Origin of the sequence: Flavobacterium sp. WV_118_3, from assembly GCF_039778605.1 — a bacterium.
In the GTDB taxonomy this organism is placed as follows: domain Bacteria; phylum Bacteroidota; class Bacteroidia; order Flavobacteriales; family Flavobacteriaceae; genus Flavobacterium.
The window spans coordinates 2,661,623-2,681,248 of record NZ_CP156060.1 but is presented as its reverse complement, the minus strand read 5'-3'; the positions used below and the strand labels follow the sequence as shown (position 1 = coordinate 2,681,248).

The following is a 19,626-nucleotide window of genomic DNA, read 5'->3' as shown; positions in this document are numbered from 1 at the left end:
CCGGGATAAAGCTGTTACGCTCTATATATTGATCAACATAAAATCATTTCAACAACCGTATCAATCAGGTTGTTTTTCCTGTAAAAAAGAGGAAATGATTTATTGGTAATTATATAGTAACGTAAAAAAATAAAGTTTAGTATAAAAATTATCATTTTTTACTTTCCGCCCAAATTGGTATATTTGAAACCGATGAAAATTGTAGAGCAAATAAAACAACCGATTGGTACGGAAATGGAACTTTTTGAAAAGAAGTTTCATGAATCGATGTCTTCAAAGGTTGCTTTGCTTAACAGAATTACGTATTATATTGTAAACCGAAAAGGAAAACAAATGCGACCGATGTTTGTTTTCTTAACGGCAAAAATGGTTTCCGGCGGAACCGTTAACGAACGGACCTATCGCGGTGCGTCGGTTATCGAATTAATCCATACCGCCACTTTGGTTCATGACGATGTCGTTGACGACAGTAACCGTCGTCGTGGCTTTTTTTCGATCAATGCTTTGTGGAAAAACAAAATCGCCGTTTTGGTGGGCGATTACCTGTTGTCCAAAGGATTGTTGCTTTCGATCGACAACAATGACTTCGATTTGTTAAAAATCATATCTGTTGCGGTTCGTGAAATGAGTGAAGGCGAATTGCTTCAGATCGAAAAAGCAAGACGACTGGATATTACGGAAGCGGTTTATTACGAAATCATCCGACAAAAAACAGCGACGCTTATTGCGGCTTGTTGCGCCTTGGGAGCCTGTGCGGTAAAACCCGAAGATGCGGAAGTGGTGGAGCGGATGCGGAAATTCGGAGAATTGATCGGAATGGCATTCCAGATCAAAGATGATCTTTTCGATTATACCGATGATGCTATTGGTAAACCGACGGGAATCGATATCAAAGAACAAAAAATGACACTTCCGTTGATTTATGCACTTAACAATTGTACGACCAAAGAAAAAAACTGGTGCATTAATTCCATCAAGAACCATAATAAAGACAAAAAACGCGTTCGCGAAGTCATTGCTTTTGTAAAAGAACGGAACGGACTAATCTACGCCGAACAAAAAATGGTGCAATTCCAACAGGAAGCACTTTCATTACTGCAAAATTTCCCGGATTCACCTTATAAAAACGCACTAACGTTAATGGTGAACTACGTGATCGAAAGAAAAAAATAATTTTTTTTAAAATAATAGCACTGTAAAATATTGTTTTTCAGTGTTTTTCAAAAATTTTTAAACTTTTTTGTATATCCCATACAACCATTTACAGATTAAGCCCGTCTATAGTAATAGAAACATCTGATAATAATTTTGAAAGTAATCAACCTACATCAGGAAGAAAAGGAACTAATCGCGTTGGCAGTCGAAAACAATCGACATGCACAGCACAAGATTTATTCGCTTTTTGCTCCGAAGATGCTAAGTGTTTGCCGACAGTATTTAAAAGATGTTCATCTGGCGGAAGATGTGATGATCACTGCTTTTATGAAAGTGTTTACCAATTTAAAAGCATTCGAACATAAAGGCAGTTTTGAAGGATGGATCCGACGGATTATGGTTAACGAATGTATCTCACACATCCGGGTACAAAAACCGGTAAAATTTACCGAAGACGAAAGTTATTTTGAAGAGCGTTTTAACGATATCGAAAGCCAATTGTCGGTAGACGATATTCAATTTCTGATCGATAATTTGCCCGATGGTTACCGTATGGTTTTTAACCTTTATGCAATTGAAGGCTATAAACACCACGAAATCGGGAAAATGTTGGGAATTAGCGAAGGAACATCGAAATCTCAACTTTCGCACGCCCGTAAAATGTTGCAGGATCAAATTAACAAACTAAAAAATTATCAAAATGGAACCGAATAAATTAGAAGAGGATTTCAGAGATAAGTTGAATTCGAGAATGATTCAACCCTCCGAAATGGCATGGGACAGATTGGATGCGATGCTTTCGGTTTCCGAAAAGAAAAAGCCGAAACGCAACTATAAAAAATGGTTGTCTATGGCCGCTGTTTTTGTCGGAATGTTGCTTGTGGGAACCTTATTCATGGAACAACAAAAAGAAGACCTGAAAATAAAAGACACTATAAAGACAATTTCGACACAAGATTCGGACGTATCGGAAACGGAAAACACTACGGAAACAGAAATAGTTGAGGCGGTTACTCCAGAGTCAGTTCAAGCGGAACAAAAAGAAATGGCAGCAGTTGTAAAAACGAATGTAAAAGCAGCTGTGAAAGTACAATCCGGCGCCGATATCGGACAACAAACAGCAACCGCTCCGGAAACACAAATTGTTGAAGTAGCACCGTCAAAAGAAATCAAAAAGATAACTACTACAGTAGATGTGGAAAGTTTACTGGCATCGGTGGATAAAAATGCTCCAACAAAAAGTACGATTAAAAAAGGGAATGTTAAAGTCGACGCCAATTCCCTGTTAAGTACTGTTGAAGGAGAAATCACTACCGACTACCGCGAAGGTGTATTTCAAACGATCAATCGGAATTTTAAAACCGTAAAATCGGCTGTAGCGAATCGCAATACTGAATAAATCAATCAATCGAATAGTTAAAATTTAGAATTATGCAGAAAATTATTTTTTATGTAGTGGCTTTCGTATGCCTGGTGGTGACGAAAATCCACGCTCAGGAAAACTTTGAAAACCGTGCTAAAGTAATTGCAGCCAATATCGAAAGAATCACCAAAGAGGAAAAAGCAATCCTAAAAAACAAGGTAGACAGTATTAACGCACGTTGGGAGCAAAATCAGATTACCCGTGAAGAAGCCGATACGCAAAAATTAGAAGCGGCCAATTACCATGCCAAACGAATCGAAGAACGTGTAGCCGTAGAGGAAGCGAACTTAAATCTTTTGGTAAAAGAACAGGTAGATGGTAAAATTAAAGAGCGTGACACAACGAAAACCGATGAAGAAGGTTATTTCGTGTTAAAGTATAAAAAAGGGAAAAATAAATTTAAGTCCGGCGAAAAAAGAACAACAACACAGTTGGTTGTTGCCGGTGGAGTTAATAACGTAGTAACCGACGGCGCTTTGGCAAATTCAAAATTCAGATATTGGGGTTCCCATTTTTATGAAGTCGGATTAACGTTGAATACGCGTTTGGCAAAAAATGATAACCTGTTACATTTAAAATACGGATTTTCGGCGGTGTATAACAATCTGAGACCTTTTGATAATCAGTACTTTGTAAAAAACTACGATCAAACGGATCTTGCGCCTTCATCAGTATGGTTAAAAGAATCCAGATTGCGCAACGTACAACTAATCTTTCCGGTGCATTTGGAATTTGATTTTACACCGGTTAAGACCAACGACAAAGGCGAAAAAGTTTTTAGGACACATCAAAATTTTCGTGCCGGAATTGGAGGATATATCGGTGCCAATCTGAATACCAAACAGTTTTTGGAATACGAACGCGAAGGTTATGATATTGAAGAAACCCAGAATAGCGGTTTTAATACCAATGGTTTTATATATGGTTTGAGTACTTATGTAGGCTATCGTTCGATGTCGTTATACCTAAAATACGATCTGAATCCGTTGTTTAAAGATAATGTTACCAATCAAAACAACATTTCATTGGGATTGCGTTTTGACTTCAATTAAAGTTTAGGTTAGTTATACTTTTTTATCAGGTGCTCATAACGGGCACCTTTTGTTTTTTAACCGATACAAATTTGTAAAAAATAACTCCCGTATCGTATCTTTGTCGGACTATGATTGCACAGAATACTATAGATACCGTTTTCGAAACAGCCCGGGTTGAGGAAGTAATTGGCGATTTTGTCCAGTTAAAACGAGCGGGAAGTAACCTCAAAGGGTTGAGCCCGTTTGTAGACGAAAAATCTCCGTCTTTTATGGTCTCACCGGTTAAGCAGATCTGGAAAGATTTTAGTTCTGGAAAAGGCGGGAATGTAGTGACGTTTCTAATGGAGCACGAACATTTTTCCTATCCGGAAGCCATTCGTTACCTCGCAAGAAAATACAATATTGAGATCGAAGAAACGGAGCAATCCAATGAAGAAAAGGAAGAAGCCAATGAAAAAGAAAGTATGTATCTGGTTTCCGAATTTGCGCAACAATATTTTCACAATATACTGACGCTTTCAGAAGAAGGAAAAGCCATTGGTTATTCATATTTTAAAGAAAGAGGATTTACGGACGAAACAATCAAAAAATTTGGATTGGGATATTCGCCCGAAACCTGGGACGCGTTTACCAAAGAAGCACTTGGCAAAGGATATCGTCTGGAATACCTGGACAAAACCGGACTTACAATCGTAAAAGACGACAAACAATTCGACCGTTTTAAAGGTCGGGTGATGTTTCCGATACAGAGCATGTCCGGACGCGTATTGGGATTTGGTGGTCGTATATTGACCAATGATAAAAAAGCGGCCAAATACCTCAACTCACCCGAAAGTGATATCTATCATAAAAGTAAAGTACTATACGGAATCTTCCATGCCAAACAGGCCATTGCCAAACAGGATAACTGTTATTTGGTGGAAGGGTATACCGATGTGATTCAGTTTAACCAGGCCGGAATTGAAAACGTAGTGGCTTCGTCCGGTACGGCTTTAACACCCGATCAGATTCGACTGGTCAACCGTCTGACCAAAAATATTACAGTCCTTTTTGATGGTGACGCGGCCGGTTTACGTGCCTCTGTTCGCGGGGTAGATCTTATTCTGGAAGCCGGAATGAACGTAAAAGTATGTTCGTTTCCCGATGGAGAAGACCCGGATAGTTTTGCTAAAAAAACGCCATATGACGAATTAGTGCGTTATCTGGACGAAAACGCGAAGGATTTTATCCAGTTTAAGGCTTCCCTTTTAATGCGGGAAGCCAATAACGATCCGATTAAAAAAGCCGAGCTGATTCGCGACATGGTTACGAGTATTTCCAAAATTCCGGATCGTATCAAACGCGAAGTATATATACAGGAGTGTTCCCGAATTATGGATATTTCCGAACAGGTTTTGGTTGATACGCTGGCGCAAATGGTGCAAAAAGATGTGGCCGATGCCGGAAAAAAACTAAAACAGGAGCAAAAAGAAAAAGTTTTCGAAGTAGTTAAAAATCAGGAGGGAATAGCGGCGTCCAAAGTGGATGTGCAGTACGAACTGGAGCGAAAACTGATTGAAATTCTCTTGCTATATGGAAATGCTGTAGAAGAATTCGAAGACGTCATGTTGAAAACGAATGAAGAAGGTGAGATGACGGAAGTAAGTGAAATGAATAATTATAAAGTGTACCACCGAATTTATCTGAGTTTACAGGAAGATGAGGTTGAATTGGCTAACGAATCGTTCCGGGCGATTTATAATCACCTGATCAATTATTACCATCAGAATGAAACCTTCGAAATAGAGCAATATTTGATGCGACTGGAGCCGGAACTGGCACGTGAAGTGACCAATATTTTAATGGAAGAAGAGCGGGAATCCTTACACAATTGGGAAGTACAGCAGATCATTGTAAAACAGAAAAACCAAACGATAAGTCAATACGTTTCAGAAACTATACTGACTTTACGTTGGTTTTTAGTAGACAGGATCATTAACGACCTTAAAAATTCCCTTAATAGGGAAGTCACGGCAGATAATTCGGAAATCCTGATGATGGCAGTAGACTACCAAAAATTAATCAATACTTTTTCGAAAAAACTGGGACGCGTCATGTCGCGTTACAGTTAGACGATTTCTAATGTTTTGGCCTTATTGACCAGATCAACCAGATTCGTTACATGTAATTTAGTCAGTAAACGAAGCTTGTAGGTACTAATTGTTTTCTCGTTTAAATTCAACAGTTTGGCAATCTCCTTGTTTTTCTTTCCATCGCTTAAATAGCGTAATACTTCGATTTCCCGGGATGATAATTTGCGGTAAAGTCTGTCAGTTTTACGTCCTTTGTTTAGAAGTGCAAGGTTTTTACGAACGGCCTCACTAAAGATAATGTTCCCGACAAAGACGCTTTTTATGGCAAACTCTAATTCTTCCAATTTCGAGTTTTTATGCATATAGGCCGAAACGCCGGCTTTTAATGCATTGGGTGCGTAAATTTGTTCAGCTAAATTTGTAAAAATAACAATCTTAGTGTTCGGGTACTCTTTGGTTAAGGTTTTTACGGTGCTAATGCTGGTTAAACCGTCCAATTCCAAATCTAAAACAACGACATCTACGTTTTTTTTCCGTAGTAATTCCTCAAGGCCATATAAATTACTAACAACTCCGACAAAATTGATCTCCGAATTATCCTTGAAAAAGGATTTCACCCCATACTGAACGACGGGATGATTATCTGCTAAACAAACTTTTATCATCTTCAATAGGTTTTAATAGTAATTATCTGTAAAGTTACTAAAAAAAATATAAACGATTGATAATCAGTGAAAGAAAATTATTTCAAATCTTCGGGGATGTTACAAACCGGTATTGGGTTCATTTTGTGTTGATTAGCAGTGTTAAGTCTACGGTAAATTCTCATAACTTCGTGTTCTCTTCCTACAAAATCGTTTTCAGTCTTATCATTTTTGTATGCTAGCATAGCAAATTCCAATTCATCGTAGCTCGCGCCCAACTGATCTTCGTCACTTCGATCGTCTCCAAACAATCCGTCTGTAGGTTTTGCCTGAATAATGCTCTCGGGTACATTTAGGTATTGTGCCAGTAAACGAACTTCCGATTTCATCAGGTCGGCAATCGGACTTAAATCGACACCGCCATCTCCGTATTTGGTAAAAAAGCCTACACCGAAATCTTCGATCTTATTTCCGGTTCCGGCAACCAAAGCACTGTGCAATCCGGCAAAATAGTACAGCGTGGTCATGCGCAATCGGGCGCGTGTATTGGCCAGGGTAAGGTTTAAAATGGCTTCGCTATCCGAAGAGGGTACCTGTTGTTTGAAATTTTCGAAAACCGGAGTCAGATCAGAAATCACACTGGAAACATTCTCAAAGCGTTTTTTAAGCTGATCAATATGTTCCTGACCTCTTGAAACCTGACTGGCGGCCTGGTGGATTGGCATTTCCACACATAAGGTCGGTAAACCGGTCTGTGCACATAGTGTAGAGGTCACGGCCGAATCGATCCCACCGGATATGCCCACAACAAAACCTTTAACGCGGGCTTTAGTGGCATAATCTTTTAACCAGTTTACAATATGCAGGTTGATTTTTTCAGCTTGGAAGGAGTTTGTTGGAACCATAGAAATATTATGAAGATTTTATAAAACGGTAATGTTATATTTGCAAAAAAATAATTGCGATAAAAATAACAAAAAATTAGCCGTGATTATCCGAGTGATGCAATCAAATAGGAATAGGGCTAAAACGTAAATATAAATTCACAGAGACATGAAAAAATATTTGACAGGGGTTTTTATGGTTTTGGTGCTGATCGCCTGTAAAAAGGAAGATAAAGTGGCAAAGGAAGTGGATAAGATCCCGGTGAAGGTTGAAATCGAACGATTCGATAAGGTTTTTTACGAATCTCCGGTTTCCGATTTCCCAAAAATCAAGCGGGAATTCTATTATTTTTTTCCGGCAGGAAACCCCGATTCGGTTTGGACCAATAAAATGCAAAACCCGTTATACCGCGAATTATATGCCGAGGTAAAGAAAAAATATCCAAACAACAATGCCTTTGAAGGTGACCTGGTGGATTTGTTTAAGCACATTCAGTACTACTTCCCGCAATATAAAACGCCAAAAGTAGTCACATTGGTATCGGAAATGGATTATGAGAACAAAGCTATTTTTGCAGATAGTTTAGTGATCATCTCATTGGATATGTATTTGGGGAAAGACAACCGTTTGTATGAATTTCCACAGTATTATAAACAAAACTTCGAACCGTCGCAAATGATGCCGGATATCGTGGCAAGCTTGGCAACTAAAGAAATAAAGACAACAGACGATCGTTCCTTATTGGCGCAAATGATCTATTTTGGAAAAGAGTTGTACATGAAAGATCTGCTGCTGCCGGATATGTCGGATGCGGATAAAATTGCCTATACCGAAGAACAGCTAAAATGGTGTCAGGAAAACGAATCGGAAATGTGGAAATACCTGGTAAACGAAAAATTGTTGTACGATACCAATCCAAAACTAACACAACGTTTTATATCGACGGCGCCTTTTTCCAAATTCTATCTGGAAATCGATGCTGAATCGCCGGGAAGAGTAGGAACCTGGTTGGGATGGCAAATTGTGCGCTCGTATATGAAAAACAATCCGGACGTAAGCCTACAGCAATTACTGGTAAAAGAGGCAAAAGAAATATTTGATAACTCAAAATACAAACCTAAAAAATAATGGCAAAGAATATTAAATCCGAAATAAAAATACAAATCGAACTGGACGAAAACCGCGTTCCGGAAAAACTAAAATGGAAAGCAGCAGACGGTGGTGTAGAATCGGCCGAAGCCAAAGCAATGTTGTTGGCCATGTGGGATAGTAAAGTACAGGAGACTTTACAGATTAACTTGTGGACAAAAGACATGCCGGTAGATGAAATGAAAGTATTTTTCCATCAGACTTTAGTGGCTATGGCGGATACCTATCACCGTGCTACCGACGATGAGAAAATGACGGATACCATGCGGGACTTCTGCGATTATTTTGCAGAAAAACTCGAATTGGGTAAAAAATAAAAAAAAGCGGTTGAAAAACCGCTTTTTTTATAGATCATTATTTTTAAAAATACCATCGTTCACGCCATCGATAAAATCCAATAGCGGTTCGCGGCCAACAACGTCCAGTGAGGACGTGATAAAATGTTGTGGCATTTCTTCCCAGTTGTTTGCTAATAACGCTTTGCGGTATGCGGCAACATTTTGTTCCACTTTTCCTTTACTGATTTTGTCGGATTTGGTAAAAATGATACAAAACGGAACTTCAATTTCACCAAGATAGTTGATAAATTCCAAATCGATTTTCTGGGCTTCCAGTCGGATGTCAATTAAAACAAAAGCACAAACCAATTGTTCTCTTTTCTCGAAATAATCGGTGATAAATTGCTGGAACGTTTCTTTTGCTTTTTTTGAAACACGTGCATAGCCATAACCCGGTAAATCGACCAAAAACCAGTTATTATTGATTTTAAAATGGTTGATCAATTGTGTTTTTCCGGGTCTTCCCGAAGTTTTCGCCAGATTCTTATGGTTGGTTATCATATTGATCAACGAAGATTTTCCCACGTTGGATCGTCCGATAAAAGCGTATTCCGGTAAAGGTTCTTTCGGGCATTTGCTTACTTCGGAATTACTGATCACAAATTCGGCAGTATTAATTTTCATGGTTTCCGGATTTCAGATTTGTATTAAAAAAGCATTCGGTACTTTTTTGGAGTACCGAATGAAAGTATATTATAAGTTGGCTTTTTTGAGCCACTCCAGCATTAGTCGGTTAAATTCGTCCGGATGTTCCATCATCGCGGCATGTCCGCATTTATCAATCCAGTATAAATCGGAATTTGGTAAAAGTCGGTTAAACTCTTCGGCTACATCCGGCGGCGTTACTTTATCGTTTCGTCCCCAGATAATTCCGGTTGGTGTATCCATTTTTGGAAGATCTTTAGCCATATTGTGGCGAATCGCACTTTTGGCAATCGCCAGTGTTTTTAAAAGCTTCATTCGGTCGTTAACGGTCGCATACACGTCGTCAACAATTTCTTTAGTAGCAACTTTCGGATCGTAAAAAACATCCTCGGCTTTTTTTCGGATATACTCATAATCGCCGCGTTTCGGATAGCTTTCGCCCATAGCGCTTTCATAAAGTCCGGAACTTCCGGTAATCACCAGTCCGGCCATTTTTTCCGGATACATTTTAGTATGATATAAGGCGATATGACCGCCAAGAGAATTCCCTAGAAGGATTACTTTTTCATAACCTTTATACGTAATAAAGTCTTTTACAAACTTAGAAAAAGCCTTTACATTGGTTTTTAAAATACTATTGGTGTAAAGTGGTAACTCGGGAATAACAACTTTGTAACCTTGTTTTGGAAAAAAATCAGCGACTCCGTCAAAGTTACTCAATCCACCCATTAGTCCGTGTAAAATAATGATGGGCGTGCCTTCTCCTGCTTCAAAATAACGGTATTTGCCCTCTTTTTTTAACGTATGCTCCATGTATTTATGATACGGTTTCAAATTCTCACAAATATAGGACTTTCTAAAGAAATAAGAAGTTTTGAAAGGTAAAATCGAAAATACTTTGCCTTTAAGAAATTGTAACGCTTTTTTCTAACAGTAAAGTGCTAATTATCAGCTGCTTTTTGTGGGTAAAAATCAGAAAAGGGCGATTTATTTCGGGTTTTGGACGATTATTAAAAATGTGTATAAAAATCGTTCTTTTTTTAAGGATAATGATAGGATTGGAGAAAAACAATGCAATATTCTTAATGATTAGAAATGAGAACATTAGTGAAATTTCCTATATTTTAGGTTTTAAGTGTAAAAACTTATCAACAAAGTGGGAATATGTGGTAAAAAGTGGTAAAAAAAACTGTACTTTTGCTATAAATCAAATCAAAAAGAGCGAATCTTGACCAACATAATCGGGACATATGAGTGTAAAATTGATTCAAAAGGAAGGCTAATGGTGCCGGCTCCTTTGAAGAAACAATTGCCTGCTCCAACCGATGGTTTTGTGTTAAAACGCTCCATTTTTGATCAGTGTGTGGAGTTGTGGCCTAAAGCGGAGTGGGATATCATGATGTTGAAAATCAACAAACTGAACCGCTTTGTGAAAAAGAATAACGACTTTATTCGAAAGTTTATGGCTGGTGTGAAAATGGTGGAGATCGACGATGCCGGACGACTATTGATAACAAAAGATCTGATTGAATATGCGGGAATTTCCAAGGATTTGGTTTTGACCTCAAAGGTAAATATCATCGAGATCTGGGACAAGGATTTGTATGAAAAATCAATATCGGGAGATGATATGGATTTTGCAGACCTGGCCGAAGAAGTAATGGGTAATTTAAATGACGACGAAAATGGAATATCATAATCCGGTATTATTAAAAGAAACGGTTGGTGGGTTGAATATAAAACCGGATGGTATTTATGTGGATGTAACCTTCGGTGGAGGTGGTCATTCACGAGAAATCATGCGTCATCTTGGGCCAAACGGAAAATTGTTTGCCTTTGATCAGGATGCCGATGCTTTGGCAAATGTGATCGATGACGAACGATTTACACTGATCAATGAAAACTTTCGCTATATCAAACGGTTTTTGCGTTTTCACGGCGTAAAACAAGTCGACGGGATTTTAGGTGATTTAGGGGTTTCGTCCCATCAGTTTGATGTTCCGGAAAGAGGATTTTCAACCCGATTTGATGCCGAACTGGATATGCGAATGAATCAAAAAGGGGAATTGAGTGCTTTCCATGTCGTAAACGAATACGATGAATCGGATTTAAAACGGATGTTCTTTGATTATGGAGAATTGAAAAATGCCGGAGCACTTGCCAATACTATTGTAATAGCACGTAAAGAAAATCCGATCCGCAATACCGAACAATTAAAAAAAGTGTTAGGCCGTTTTTTACCGGCACACAAAAGCAATAAAATTCTGGCACAAATCTATCAGGCGATACGTATAGAAGTAAACCAGGAAATGGATGTGCTAAAAGAGTTTTTGGAGCAGTCGCTGGAACTATTAAAACCGGAAGGGCGTTTGAGTGTGATATCGTATCATTCGCTGGAAGACCGACTGGTAAAACGTTTTATGCGAAACGGAATGTTTGAAGGAGAACCGGAACGCGATTTCTTTGGAAGATTTGAAGTTCCGTTCCAGTTAATAGGAAAACTGATCGTGCCTTCGGAAGAAGAAATTGCAGTAAACAACCGGGCGCGGAGTGCTAAATTAAGGATCGCTGAAAAACGCTGAAACAAACGAAAATACGAAGAGTCATGATGAAAGAAGGCGTTTATAGTTTGTTAAAAGCAAAGTTCCTGATTAGCGATGATGCGTTGAAAAATTGGCGCTTTATCGTTTTTCTGATTTTATTGGCTATGATAATGATTGCCAATTCGCACCGATACGAACAGAAAACATTCCGAATTACGGAACTGACAAACGAGGTAAAAGAATTGCGATCGGAGTTTGTAGATCGCAGATCGGAATTGATGGAGCTCAAAATGGAATCCACCATATCAGCCGAAATGGAAGAGAAAGGAATTCAGCCGTCATCGGTTCCGCCAAAAAAGATAAAAGTTAAAGAAGAAGAAAAGAATATTCTAAAAAAAATATGGCAGTAGAAGATAAAAATATCTCTTATCGAATCTATCTGGTGGCCTTCGCGATTTTCGCGATGGCTATTTTCGTTGCTATAAAGCTAACGAATATCCAGTGGGTGGAAGGAGAATATTATCGGAAACTGGCCAAAGAGCGCACGGTAAAAAACTTTGTTATTCCTGCGAATAAAGGAAATGTATATTCAGCTGACGGAAGTTTACTGGCGACATCGATTCCGAATTATACCATCCGTTTTGATGCGGTAGCGCCGAAAAAAGAAGATTTTGACAAAAATGTAAAACCGCTGGCGGATTCGCTTTCCGGATTATTAGGAAAACCGTCGAGCTATTTTCAAACCGAACTGCGCAGAGCCCGTGCCAACAAAAACCGCTACTATCTGTTAGCGCGTAAGCTAAGCTATACGCAATATATGAAAATGAAAAGCTTCCCGCTTTTTAACCTGGGAGCGTATAAAGGTGGAATGATCACCGAACAAAAAACGGTACGGGAACATCCGATCGGAAAAATTGCCGAGCGAACCATTGGTTATGAGCGTCAGGATGAAGGAGGGAAAGAAACACGAGTGGGGATTGAAGGTGCTTTTGGAGCCTATTTAAACGGAAAAGACGGTCAGCGTTTGATGCAGAAAATTGCCAAAAATCAATGGAAACCGATCAGTGATAATAACGAAATAGAACCACGCGACGGTTACGATATCATTTCAACGATCGACGTGTATATTCAGGATATTGCGCACCATGCCTTATTAAAACAACTGGAATTATACGAAGCCGATCACGGTTGTGTGGTGGTGATGGAAACCAATACCGGTGAGATCAAGGCGATTTCCAATTTAGGAAGAACCAGTGATGGTAGTTATTACGAAACGATCAACTATGCGGTAGCCGAATCGCACGAACCGGGATCAACCTTTAAACTGGTTGACCTGATTGCATTACTGGATGATCGAAAAGTAGATACCAGCAAAGTATACGATTCCAAAGGTGGCGATATTACGTATTACAACCGTCACGTTCGCGATTCCAAAAGAGGCGGATATGGGAAAGTTACCCTGGCCAAAGGATTTGAAGTATCGTCGAATACGGTAATGGTTCAGGCCGTTTACGACAATTATAAAGACAATCCGCGCCAGTTTGTAAACCGTATCAACAACCTTGGATTGGATCGTCCGTTAGGATTGCCTTTTAAAGGAGAAGGAAGGCCATTTATTCCGCAACCGGGCGAAAAAGGATGGTCGGGAGTAGCCTTGCCCTGGATGGCTTTCGGTTATGGTGTTTCGATTACGCCCTTGCAAACGTTAACCTTATACAATGCCGTAGCAAATAACGGTGAAATGGTAAAACCGCAATTTGTAAAAGAAATCAAAGAATGGAATAAAACCATCAAAAAATACGATAAACAGGTGTTGAATCCAAAAATCTGTTCGGATGAGACCCTTAAAAAAGTACATGCCATTCTGGAAAATGTGGTAAAACGCGGAACGGGTTCCAAATTGTATTCAAAGGATTTTTCGATGGCCGGAAAAACAGGTACCGCTCAGGTAGATTACCACAAAGGCGACGGACAAATGTATTATGCATCATCGTTTGCCGGATATTTCCCAGCCGATAAGCCGAAGTATTCCTGTATTGTAGTGGTGCACAAACCGAATACGTCAAAAGGATTGTATTATGGAGCCGATGTCGCCGGACCGGTTTTTAAGCGTATCGCGCAAAAAATATTTACCGATGTGCCATCGACAAACGAAGTGAAAAAATTAAACCGCAAAATCCTGAATCAGGAACAAAGCTATGCGGCTTATTATGATAAAGTACAGAAAAAAGACAACATCGTGCCGAATGTAAAAGGAATGACCGGAATGGATGCGGTGGCGTTGTTGGAAAATTTCGGACTTAAAGTGAAAATAAAAGGAATAGGAAAAGTAAAGCAACAGTCCATTTTACCGGGACAAGTCTTTACGAAGAACCAAGTAATAACATTAGAATTATCGTGACAGCCCTAAAAGACATATTATATAAAGTAGCGATCGAAGCGGTAAAAGGCACGACCGATGTATCGGTTGGCAAAATTGAATTCGATTCCCGAAAAATAGAATCGGACGATGTATTTGTTGCGATCAGAGGAACCGTCTCCGACGGGCATGATTTTATTGAAAAAGCAATCAGCCTGGGTGCGATAGCGGTAGTTTGCGAATTAGTGCCGGAAACAACCCACGACGGGATTACCTATGTTCAGGTAGCAGACACGAGTTTGGCATTGGCCTATATGAGTGCAAACTACTATGGCGATCCGTCGGCCAAATTAAAACTGGTTGGGGTTACCGGAACGAATGGGAAAACAACCATCGCGTCCCTGTTATATCAGATGTTTAAAAAGGCCGGTTATAAAGTAGGATTACTGTCAACCGTAAAAATTTTAGTCGATAACAAAGAATATAAAGCCACACATACCACACCGGATTCCTTAACCATCAATCATTATATGAATGAAATGGTCGAAGAAGGTTGTGATTATTGCTTTATGGAAGTGAGCTCGCATGGGATTCACCAGAAACGTACCGAAGGTTTGCATTTTACCGGAGGCGTTTTTACCAACCTGTCGCACGACCATTTGGATTACCATCCGACATTTGCGGAATACCGCGATGTGAAAAAATCATTTTTTGACAACCTGCCGAAAACCGCTTTTGCGATCACCAATATCGATGACAAAAACGGCCCGGTGATGTTGCAAAATACCAAAGCTAAAAAACGGACTTACGCTTTAAAAACCTATGCGGATTACCGTGCGCAGATTTTGGAAAACCAGCTTTCCGGTTTATTGTTAAAAATAAACGAACAGGAAGTATGGGTTCGCCTGATCGGTTCGTTTAACGCCTATAACCTTTTGGCTATTTATGGCGTGGCAATCGAATTGGGAATCGAAAGTCAGGAAGCATTGCGACTGTTAAGTGAGCTGGAAAGTGTTTCCGGACGTTTCCAGTATATTGTATCCGCGGGCAATATCACCGCTATTGTCGATTATGCGCATACGCCTGATGCCTTAGAAAACGTATTAAAAACGATAGAAGATATCCGCACCAAAAACGAACAACTCATCACGGTTGTAGGATGTGGCGGCGATCGCGATACCACCAAAAGACCAATCATGGCCAATATTGCGGCAACGATGAGCGATAAAGCCATTTTTACGTCTGATAATCCGCGAAGTGAAAAACCGGAAGCCATTATCGAAGACATGGAAAAAGGCGTGGAACCGCAAAACTATAAAAAAACGGTATCGATTGTGGATCGCAAACAGGCCATCAAAACCGCCTGTCAGCTCGCACAACCCAATGATATCATCCTGATCGCCGGGAAAGGGCATGAAACCTACCAGGAAATTCAGGGTGTACGTCACGATTTTGACGACATGAAAACGGTAAAAGAACTATTAGAACAACTTAATAAATAACCAGATGCTGTACTATTTCTTTCAATATTTAGATAAAACCTTAGATATTCCGGGGACAGGAGTTTTCCAGTATATCACGTTTCGATCCGGTCTGGCTATTATTTTGTCGTTAATGATCTCAACGATTTTCGGAAAACGGATCATCAATTTTCTGCGAAAACAACAAATCGGAGAAACCGTTCGTGAATTAGGGCTGGAAGGTCAGAAAGAAAAAGCGGGAACGCCAACGATGGGAGGATTGATCATTATCTTTTCTACGTTGATTCCGGTATTTTTATTAGCAAAACTGGATAATGTTTATGTGATGTTGCTAATCGTAACCACCCTTTGGATGGGAACCATTGGCTTTATCGACGATTATATCAAGATCTTTAAAAAAGACAAAGAAGGACTAAAAGGGAAATTTAAAGTTGTTGGACAGGTTGGACTGGGAATCATCGTAGGTTCGGTATTGTATTTCCACCCGGGTGTTACGGTACGAACCGACACGGCTACCAGTAATATTTTTCAGACGCCGGGAACTACAACCATTGCTCCGGCGCCAACAGAAGAAAAATCAACAGCGACTACGATTCCGTTCTTTAAAAATAACGAATTCGATTATGCCGAATTATTAGCCTGGACGGGCGATGGCTACGAAAAATATGCCTGGTTAATTTTTATTCCGGTTGTTATTTTTATCATCACGGCGGTTTCCAACGGTGCCAATCTTACCGATGGAATCGACGGGCTGGCAGCGGGAACATCGGCCATATCGGTGCTTACGCTCGGGATCTTTGCCTTCGTTTCCGGTAACATCATCTTTTCGAATTACCTGAATATTATGTATATCCCGAATTCCGGGGAAATGACGGTCTACATCGCGGCCTTTGTAGGTTCGCTCATCGGTTTCCTCTGGTACAACACCTATCCGGCAAGCGTATTTATGGGTGATACCGGAAGTTTAACCATCGGAGGGATTATAGCGGTCTTGGCTATCGCGGTACGTAAAGAATTATTGATCCCGGTATTGTGTGGAATTTTCCTGGCCGAAAATTTATCCGTAGTAGTACAGGTGGCCTATTTTAAATATACAAAAAAGAAATACGGCGAAGGAAGGCGAATCTTCCTGATGTCGCCTTTACACCACCATTATCAGAAAAAGGGCTATCACGAAAGTAAGATCGTAACCCGTTTTTGGATTGTGGCGATTTTGTTAGCAATTTTCTCATTGGTTTCATTAAAATTAAGATAGTATGAGACTAGTAGTATTAGGAGGCGGAGAAAGCGGTGTTGGCACTGCGATCTTAGGAAAGAAAAAAGGATATGAAGTGTTTCTGTCTGATTTCGGAAAAATTAAAAACAACTATAAAGAAGTGTTGATTCTGAACCAGATTCCCTGGGAAGATGAAAAACATACAGAGGATTTGATTCTGAATGCCGATGTGGTGATGAAAAGCCCCGGTATTCCCGACAAGTCACCGATTGTAAAAAAACTAAAGGAAAAAAATATTCCGATTATCTCGGAAATCGAGTTTGCCAACAAATTTACAAATGTCGTAACAGTTGGAATTACCGGGAGTAACGGAAAAACGACCACGACCATGCTCACGCATCACCTGTTAAAACAGGGCGGATTAAATGTAGGTTTGGCCGGAAACATCGGAAAAAGTTACGCCTGGCAAATCGCCGAAAACAAATTTGAAGCCTATGTTTTGGAATTAAGTAGTTTTCAGCTCGACGGGGTTATCGACTACAAACCGCATATTGCTGTAATCACAAACATCAGCCCGGATCATTTGGATCGCTATAATTACGACTACGGTCAGTATATCGAAGCCAAATTCAGAATTACCAAAAACCAGACGGAAGACGATTACCTGATTTATGATGCCGATGATGAAGCGATAACCGACTGGCTGAGCAAAAACAAAATACGAGCAAAAAAAGTTCCTTTTTCACTCACAAAAACACTGGAAGAAGGCGCTTATATTAAAGACGATACGATTTATACCAACATCAACAACGAGACATTTATCATGCCAATAAACGAACTATCATTAGAAGGAAAACATAACGTAAAAAATGCAATGGCAGCAACTACAGTAGCGCAATTGATGCGTATCCGAAAAGCAACAATCCGCGAAAGCCTGTCCGACTTCCAGGGAGTGGAACATCGTTTGGAAAAAGTACTGAAAATACAAAATGTACAGTATGTAAACGACTCGAAGGCGACCAATGTTAATGCGACGTTTTTCGCTTTGGATAGTATGACCACGCCAACGGTTTGGATCGTTGGAGGTGTGGATAAAGGAAATGATTATGCCGAATTAATGCCGTTGGTACGCGAAAAAGTAAAAGCAATTGTTTGTTTGGGTGTGGATAATTCCAAAATCATCGAAGCTTTTGGTAATGTAGTAGATGTAATGGTGGAAACCACCAGCATGACCGAAGCGGTAAAAATTGCCCAGAAAATGGCCGAAAAAGGTGATACGGTTTTATTATCACCGGCTTGTGCCAGTTTCGATTTATTTGAAAGTTACGAAGACCGTGGAAAGCAGTTTAAAAACGCCGTACAAAGTCTTTAAAAAATAAAAGAGAATTACAATGAAAGCATTATTAACCAATTTAAAAGGAGATAAAGGGATCTGGGCATTTGTGTCCCTGTTGGCTCTGTTTTCTTTTATGCCGGTTTTTAGTGCCAGTACGAATTTGGTTTATGTCGTCGGAAAAGGGTCAACCATCGGATATCTGATGAAGCACCTCGTGCATATTTTTATCGGTTTCTGCCTGATCTATTTCGTGCATAAAACACCCTACCATTACTTTAAGGCCATTTCAAAAGTAGCCTTACCGATAGTGGTATTATTACTGGCCTATACGATGGTTCAGGGAACGACCATTGGCGGTGCAAATGCCAGTCGTTGGATTCAGGTGCCGTTTATCGGAGTCAGTTTTCAGACCTCGGCATTGGCGCTCATTGTGCTTATGGTATATGTGGCCCGTTACCTGTCGAAAATCGAAGGAAAAGAATATACATTTCAGTCGTCACTTTTTGAACTTTGGTTGCCGGTTTTTTCAGTAATAATATTAATTTTGCCGGCCAATTTTTCCACAGCGGCCTTGATCTTTTCAATGGTGTGTATGTTGGTTTTCGTAGGGAAATACCCCATGAAATACCTCGGAATTATTATCGGTGCGGGATTAGTGGGATTGATCATGTTCGTTCTGGTCGCCAAAGCCTTTCCGGATGCCATGCCCAACCGTGTGGATACCTGGATGAGCCGTATCGAACGATTCAGTTCGGATGAGCCGAATGAGGATGATTATCAGATTGAAAAAGCAAAAATTGCAATCGCTTCCGGGAAAATTTACGGATTGGGACCGGGGAAAAGTGTACAGAAAAACTTTTTACCGCAATCGTCGTCCGACTTTATTTTTGCGATTATCGTGGAGGAATACGGATTGTTGGGCGGACTGGCGATTTTGTTTATGTATCTGATGCTGTTCTTTCGTTTTTTGATTACCTCACATAAAGCACCGACCATGTTCGGAAAATTACTAATCGTTGGCCTCGGTTTTCCGATTATTTTTCAAGCGTTGGTCAATATGGGCGTAGCGGTAGAATTACTACCTACAACCGGTCAGACCTTACCGTTGATCAGTAGTGGGGGAAGTTCGATCTGGATGACCTGTATTGCAATTGGGATCATTTTAAGTGTGACGAAAAAAGAAGAGGAAATCGCACAGGAAGAAGAAGAGAAACGACAACGGGAAGAAATTTTGCAACGCCTTATCGATAAGGAAATGGAAAAAGAAGAAGTAGTTGCAGAAGATTATTCCATCGAGACAGTGGGCGATAACCCGATGAATGCCGTTTTAAATAAAGAATAATAGT

General features: G+C 39.9%; 19 protein-coding genes. 15 read left to right on the top strand and 4 right to left on the bottom strand.

Translation table 11 applies throughout. The features are described from left to right. Nucleotides 1-192 precede the first annotated feature (192 nt). The 5 genes from ABFU83_RS12520 (at nucleotide 193) to dnaG (ending at nucleotide 5,723) form a co-directional block, all read left to right on the top strand. On the top strand, nucleotides 193-1,173 hold the full coding sequence (locus ABFU83_RS12520; RefSeq protein ID WP_347066370.1) for a polyprenyl synthetase family protein: 981 nt from the start codon (nucleotides 193-195) through the stop codon (nucleotides 1,171-1,173). Between the two features lie 135 nt (nucleotides 1,174-1,308). Further along, nucleotides 1,309-1,869: an RNA polymerase sigma factor gene (locus ABFU83_RS12515; RefSeq protein ID WP_347066368.1), complete on the top strand. Its 561-nt coding sequence runs from the start codon at nucleotides 1,309-1,311 to the stop codon at nucleotides 1,867-1,869. Next, a complete protein-coding gene (locus ABFU83_RS12510) occupies nucleotides 1,856-2,554 on the top strand; it encodes a hypothetical protein (protein ID WP_347066366.1) in 699 nt (232 codons plus the stop codon). Before ABFU83_RS12515 ends, ABFU83_RS12510 begins: the two co-directional genes overlap by 14 nt. A 32-nt stretch (nucleotides 2,555-2,586) precedes the next feature. After that, entirely contained in the window at nucleotides 2,587-3,630 is a 1,044-nt protein-coding gene (locus ABFU83_RS12505; RefSeq protein WP_347066365.1) for a hypothetical protein, read from the top strand. 110 nt (nucleotides 3,631-3,740) lie between these two features. Continuing rightward, nucleotides 3,741-5,723, top strand: a complete 1,983-nt coding sequence (dnaG, locus tag ABFU83_RS12500; protein WP_347066363.1) for a DNA primase — start codon at nucleotides 3,741-3,743, stop codon at nucleotides 5,721-5,723. On the opposite strand, the gene ABFU83_RS12495 is transcribed toward dnaG, so the two are convergent. Together ABFU83_RS12495 and nadE are read right to left on the bottom strand one after the other, a co-directional pair. Continuing rightward, entirely contained in the window at nucleotides 5,720-6,349 is a 630-nt protein-coding gene (locus ABFU83_RS12495) for a response regulator transcription factor (RefSeq protein WP_136402182.1), read from the bottom strand. The two genes, dnaG and ABFU83_RS12495, sit on opposite strands and share 4 nt — an antisense overlap. Nucleotides 6,350-6,426: 77 nt before the next feature. After that, a complete protein-coding gene (gene nadE, locus ABFU83_RS12490) occupies nucleotides 6,427-7,233 on the bottom strand; it encodes an NAD(+) synthase (RefSeq protein ID WP_347066361.1) in 807 nt (268 codons plus the stop codon). A 148-nt stretch (nucleotides 7,234-7,381) separates the two neighbouring features. Between nadE and gldB the strand changes: the two genes are divergently transcribed. Further along, complete coding sequence (gldB, locus tag ABFU83_RS12485) at nucleotides 7,382-8,341, top strand: gliding motility lipoprotein GldB (protein ID WP_347066359.1); 960 nt, start codon at nucleotides 7,382-7,384, stop codon at nucleotides 8,339-8,341. Beyond that, nucleotides 8,341-8,679, top strand: a complete 339-nt coding sequence (gene gldC / locus ABFU83_RS12480; RefSeq protein WP_136402185.1) for a gliding motility protein GldC — start codon at nucleotides 8,341-8,343, stop codon at nucleotides 8,677-8,679. Before gldB ends, gldC begins: the two co-directional genes overlap by 1 nt. A gap of 27 nt (nucleotides 8,680-8,706) precedes the next feature. Here the strand turns inward: gldC and yihA are convergent, their stop codons facing one another. Both yihA and ABFU83_RS12470 read right to left on the bottom strand, forming a co-directional pair. Next, nucleotides 8,707-9,324, bottom strand: a complete 618-nt coding sequence (yihA, locus tag ABFU83_RS12475; RefSeq protein WP_347066356.1) for a ribosome biogenesis GTP-binding protein YihA/YsxC — start codon at nucleotides 9,322-9,324, stop codon at nucleotides 8,707-8,709. A gap of 69 nt (nucleotides 9,325-9,393) precedes the next feature. Next, nucleotides 9,394-10,158, bottom strand: a complete 765-nt coding sequence (locus ABFU83_RS12470; RefSeq protein ID WP_136402187.1) for an alpha/beta fold hydrolase — start codon at nucleotides 10,156-10,158, stop codon at nucleotides 9,394-9,396. Nucleotides 10,159-10,573: 415 nt separating this feature from the next. Here ABFU83_RS12470 and mraZ point away from each other — a divergent pair, with 415 nt between their 5' ends. Genes mraZ through ABFU83_RS12430 form a run of 8 tightly spaced genes read left to right on the top strand, consistent with a single transcriptional unit; the run spans nucleotide 10,574 to nucleotide 19,622 of the window. Continuing rightward, nucleotides 10,574-11,044 carry a division/cell wall cluster transcriptional repressor MraZ gene (gene mraZ, locus ABFU83_RS12465; RefSeq protein ID WP_347066354.1) on the top strand — a complete coding sequence of 157 codons (471 nt, stop codon included), beginning with the start codon at nucleotides 10,574-10,576 and terminating at the stop codon, nucleotides 11,042-11,044. Beyond that, nucleotides 11,019-11,927, top strand: coding sequence for a 16S rRNA (cytosine(1402)-N(4))-methyltransferase RsmH (gene rsmH / locus ABFU83_RS12460; RefSeq protein ID WP_347066352.1), 909 nt, complete (start codon nucleotides 11,019-11,021; stop codon nucleotides 11,925-11,927). Before mraZ ends, rsmH begins: the two co-directional genes overlap by 26 nt. A 26-nt stretch (nucleotides 11,928-11,953) precedes the next feature. Then, the gene (locus ABFU83_RS12455; RefSeq protein WP_347070216.1) at nucleotides 11,954-12,298 is read left to right on the top strand and encodes an FtsL-like putative cell division protein; all 345 of its coding nucleotides are present in this window, start codon (nucleotides 11,954-11,956) and stop codon (nucleotides 12,296-12,298) included. Beyond that, nucleotides 12,289-14,289: a penicillin-binding protein gene (locus ABFU83_RS12450; protein WP_347066350.1), complete on the top strand. Its 2,001-nt coding sequence runs from the start codon at nucleotides 12,289-12,291 to the stop codon at nucleotides 14,287-14,289. Before ABFU83_RS12455 ends, ABFU83_RS12450 begins: the two co-directional genes overlap by 10 nt. Further along, nucleotides 14,286-15,749 (top strand): UDP-N-acetylmuramoyl-L-alanyl-D-glutamate--2,6-diaminopimelate ligase, encoded by a 1,464-nt coding sequence (locus tag ABFU83_RS12445; protein WP_347066348.1) that lies wholly within the window; start codon nucleotides 14,286-14,288, stop codon nucleotides 15,747-15,749. Before ABFU83_RS12450 ends, ABFU83_RS12445 begins: the two co-directional genes overlap by 4 nt. A gap of 4 nt (nucleotides 15,750-15,753) precedes the next feature. Further along, nucleotides 15,754-16,983 (top strand): phospho-N-acetylmuramoyl-pentapeptide-transferase, encoded by a 1,230-nt coding sequence (gene mraY / locus ABFU83_RS12440; RefSeq protein WP_300486109.1) that lies wholly within the window; start codon nucleotides 15,754-15,756, stop codon nucleotides 16,981-16,983. A gap of 1 nt (nucleotide 16,984) precedes the next feature. Next, complete coding sequence (murD, locus tag ABFU83_RS12435; RefSeq protein ID WP_347066346.1) at nucleotides 16,985-18,316, top strand: UDP-N-acetylmuramoyl-L-alanine--D-glutamate ligase; 1,332 nt, start codon at nucleotides 16,985-16,987, stop codon at nucleotides 18,314-18,316. Between the two features lie 19 nt (nucleotides 18,317-18,335). Further along, nucleotides 18,336-19,622 (top strand): FtsW/RodA/SpoVE family cell cycle protein, encoded by a 1,287-nt coding sequence (locus ABFU83_RS12430; protein WP_347066344.1) that lies wholly within the window; start codon nucleotides 18,336-18,338, stop codon nucleotides 19,620-19,622. Nucleotides 19,623-19,626 lie beyond the last annotated feature (4 nt).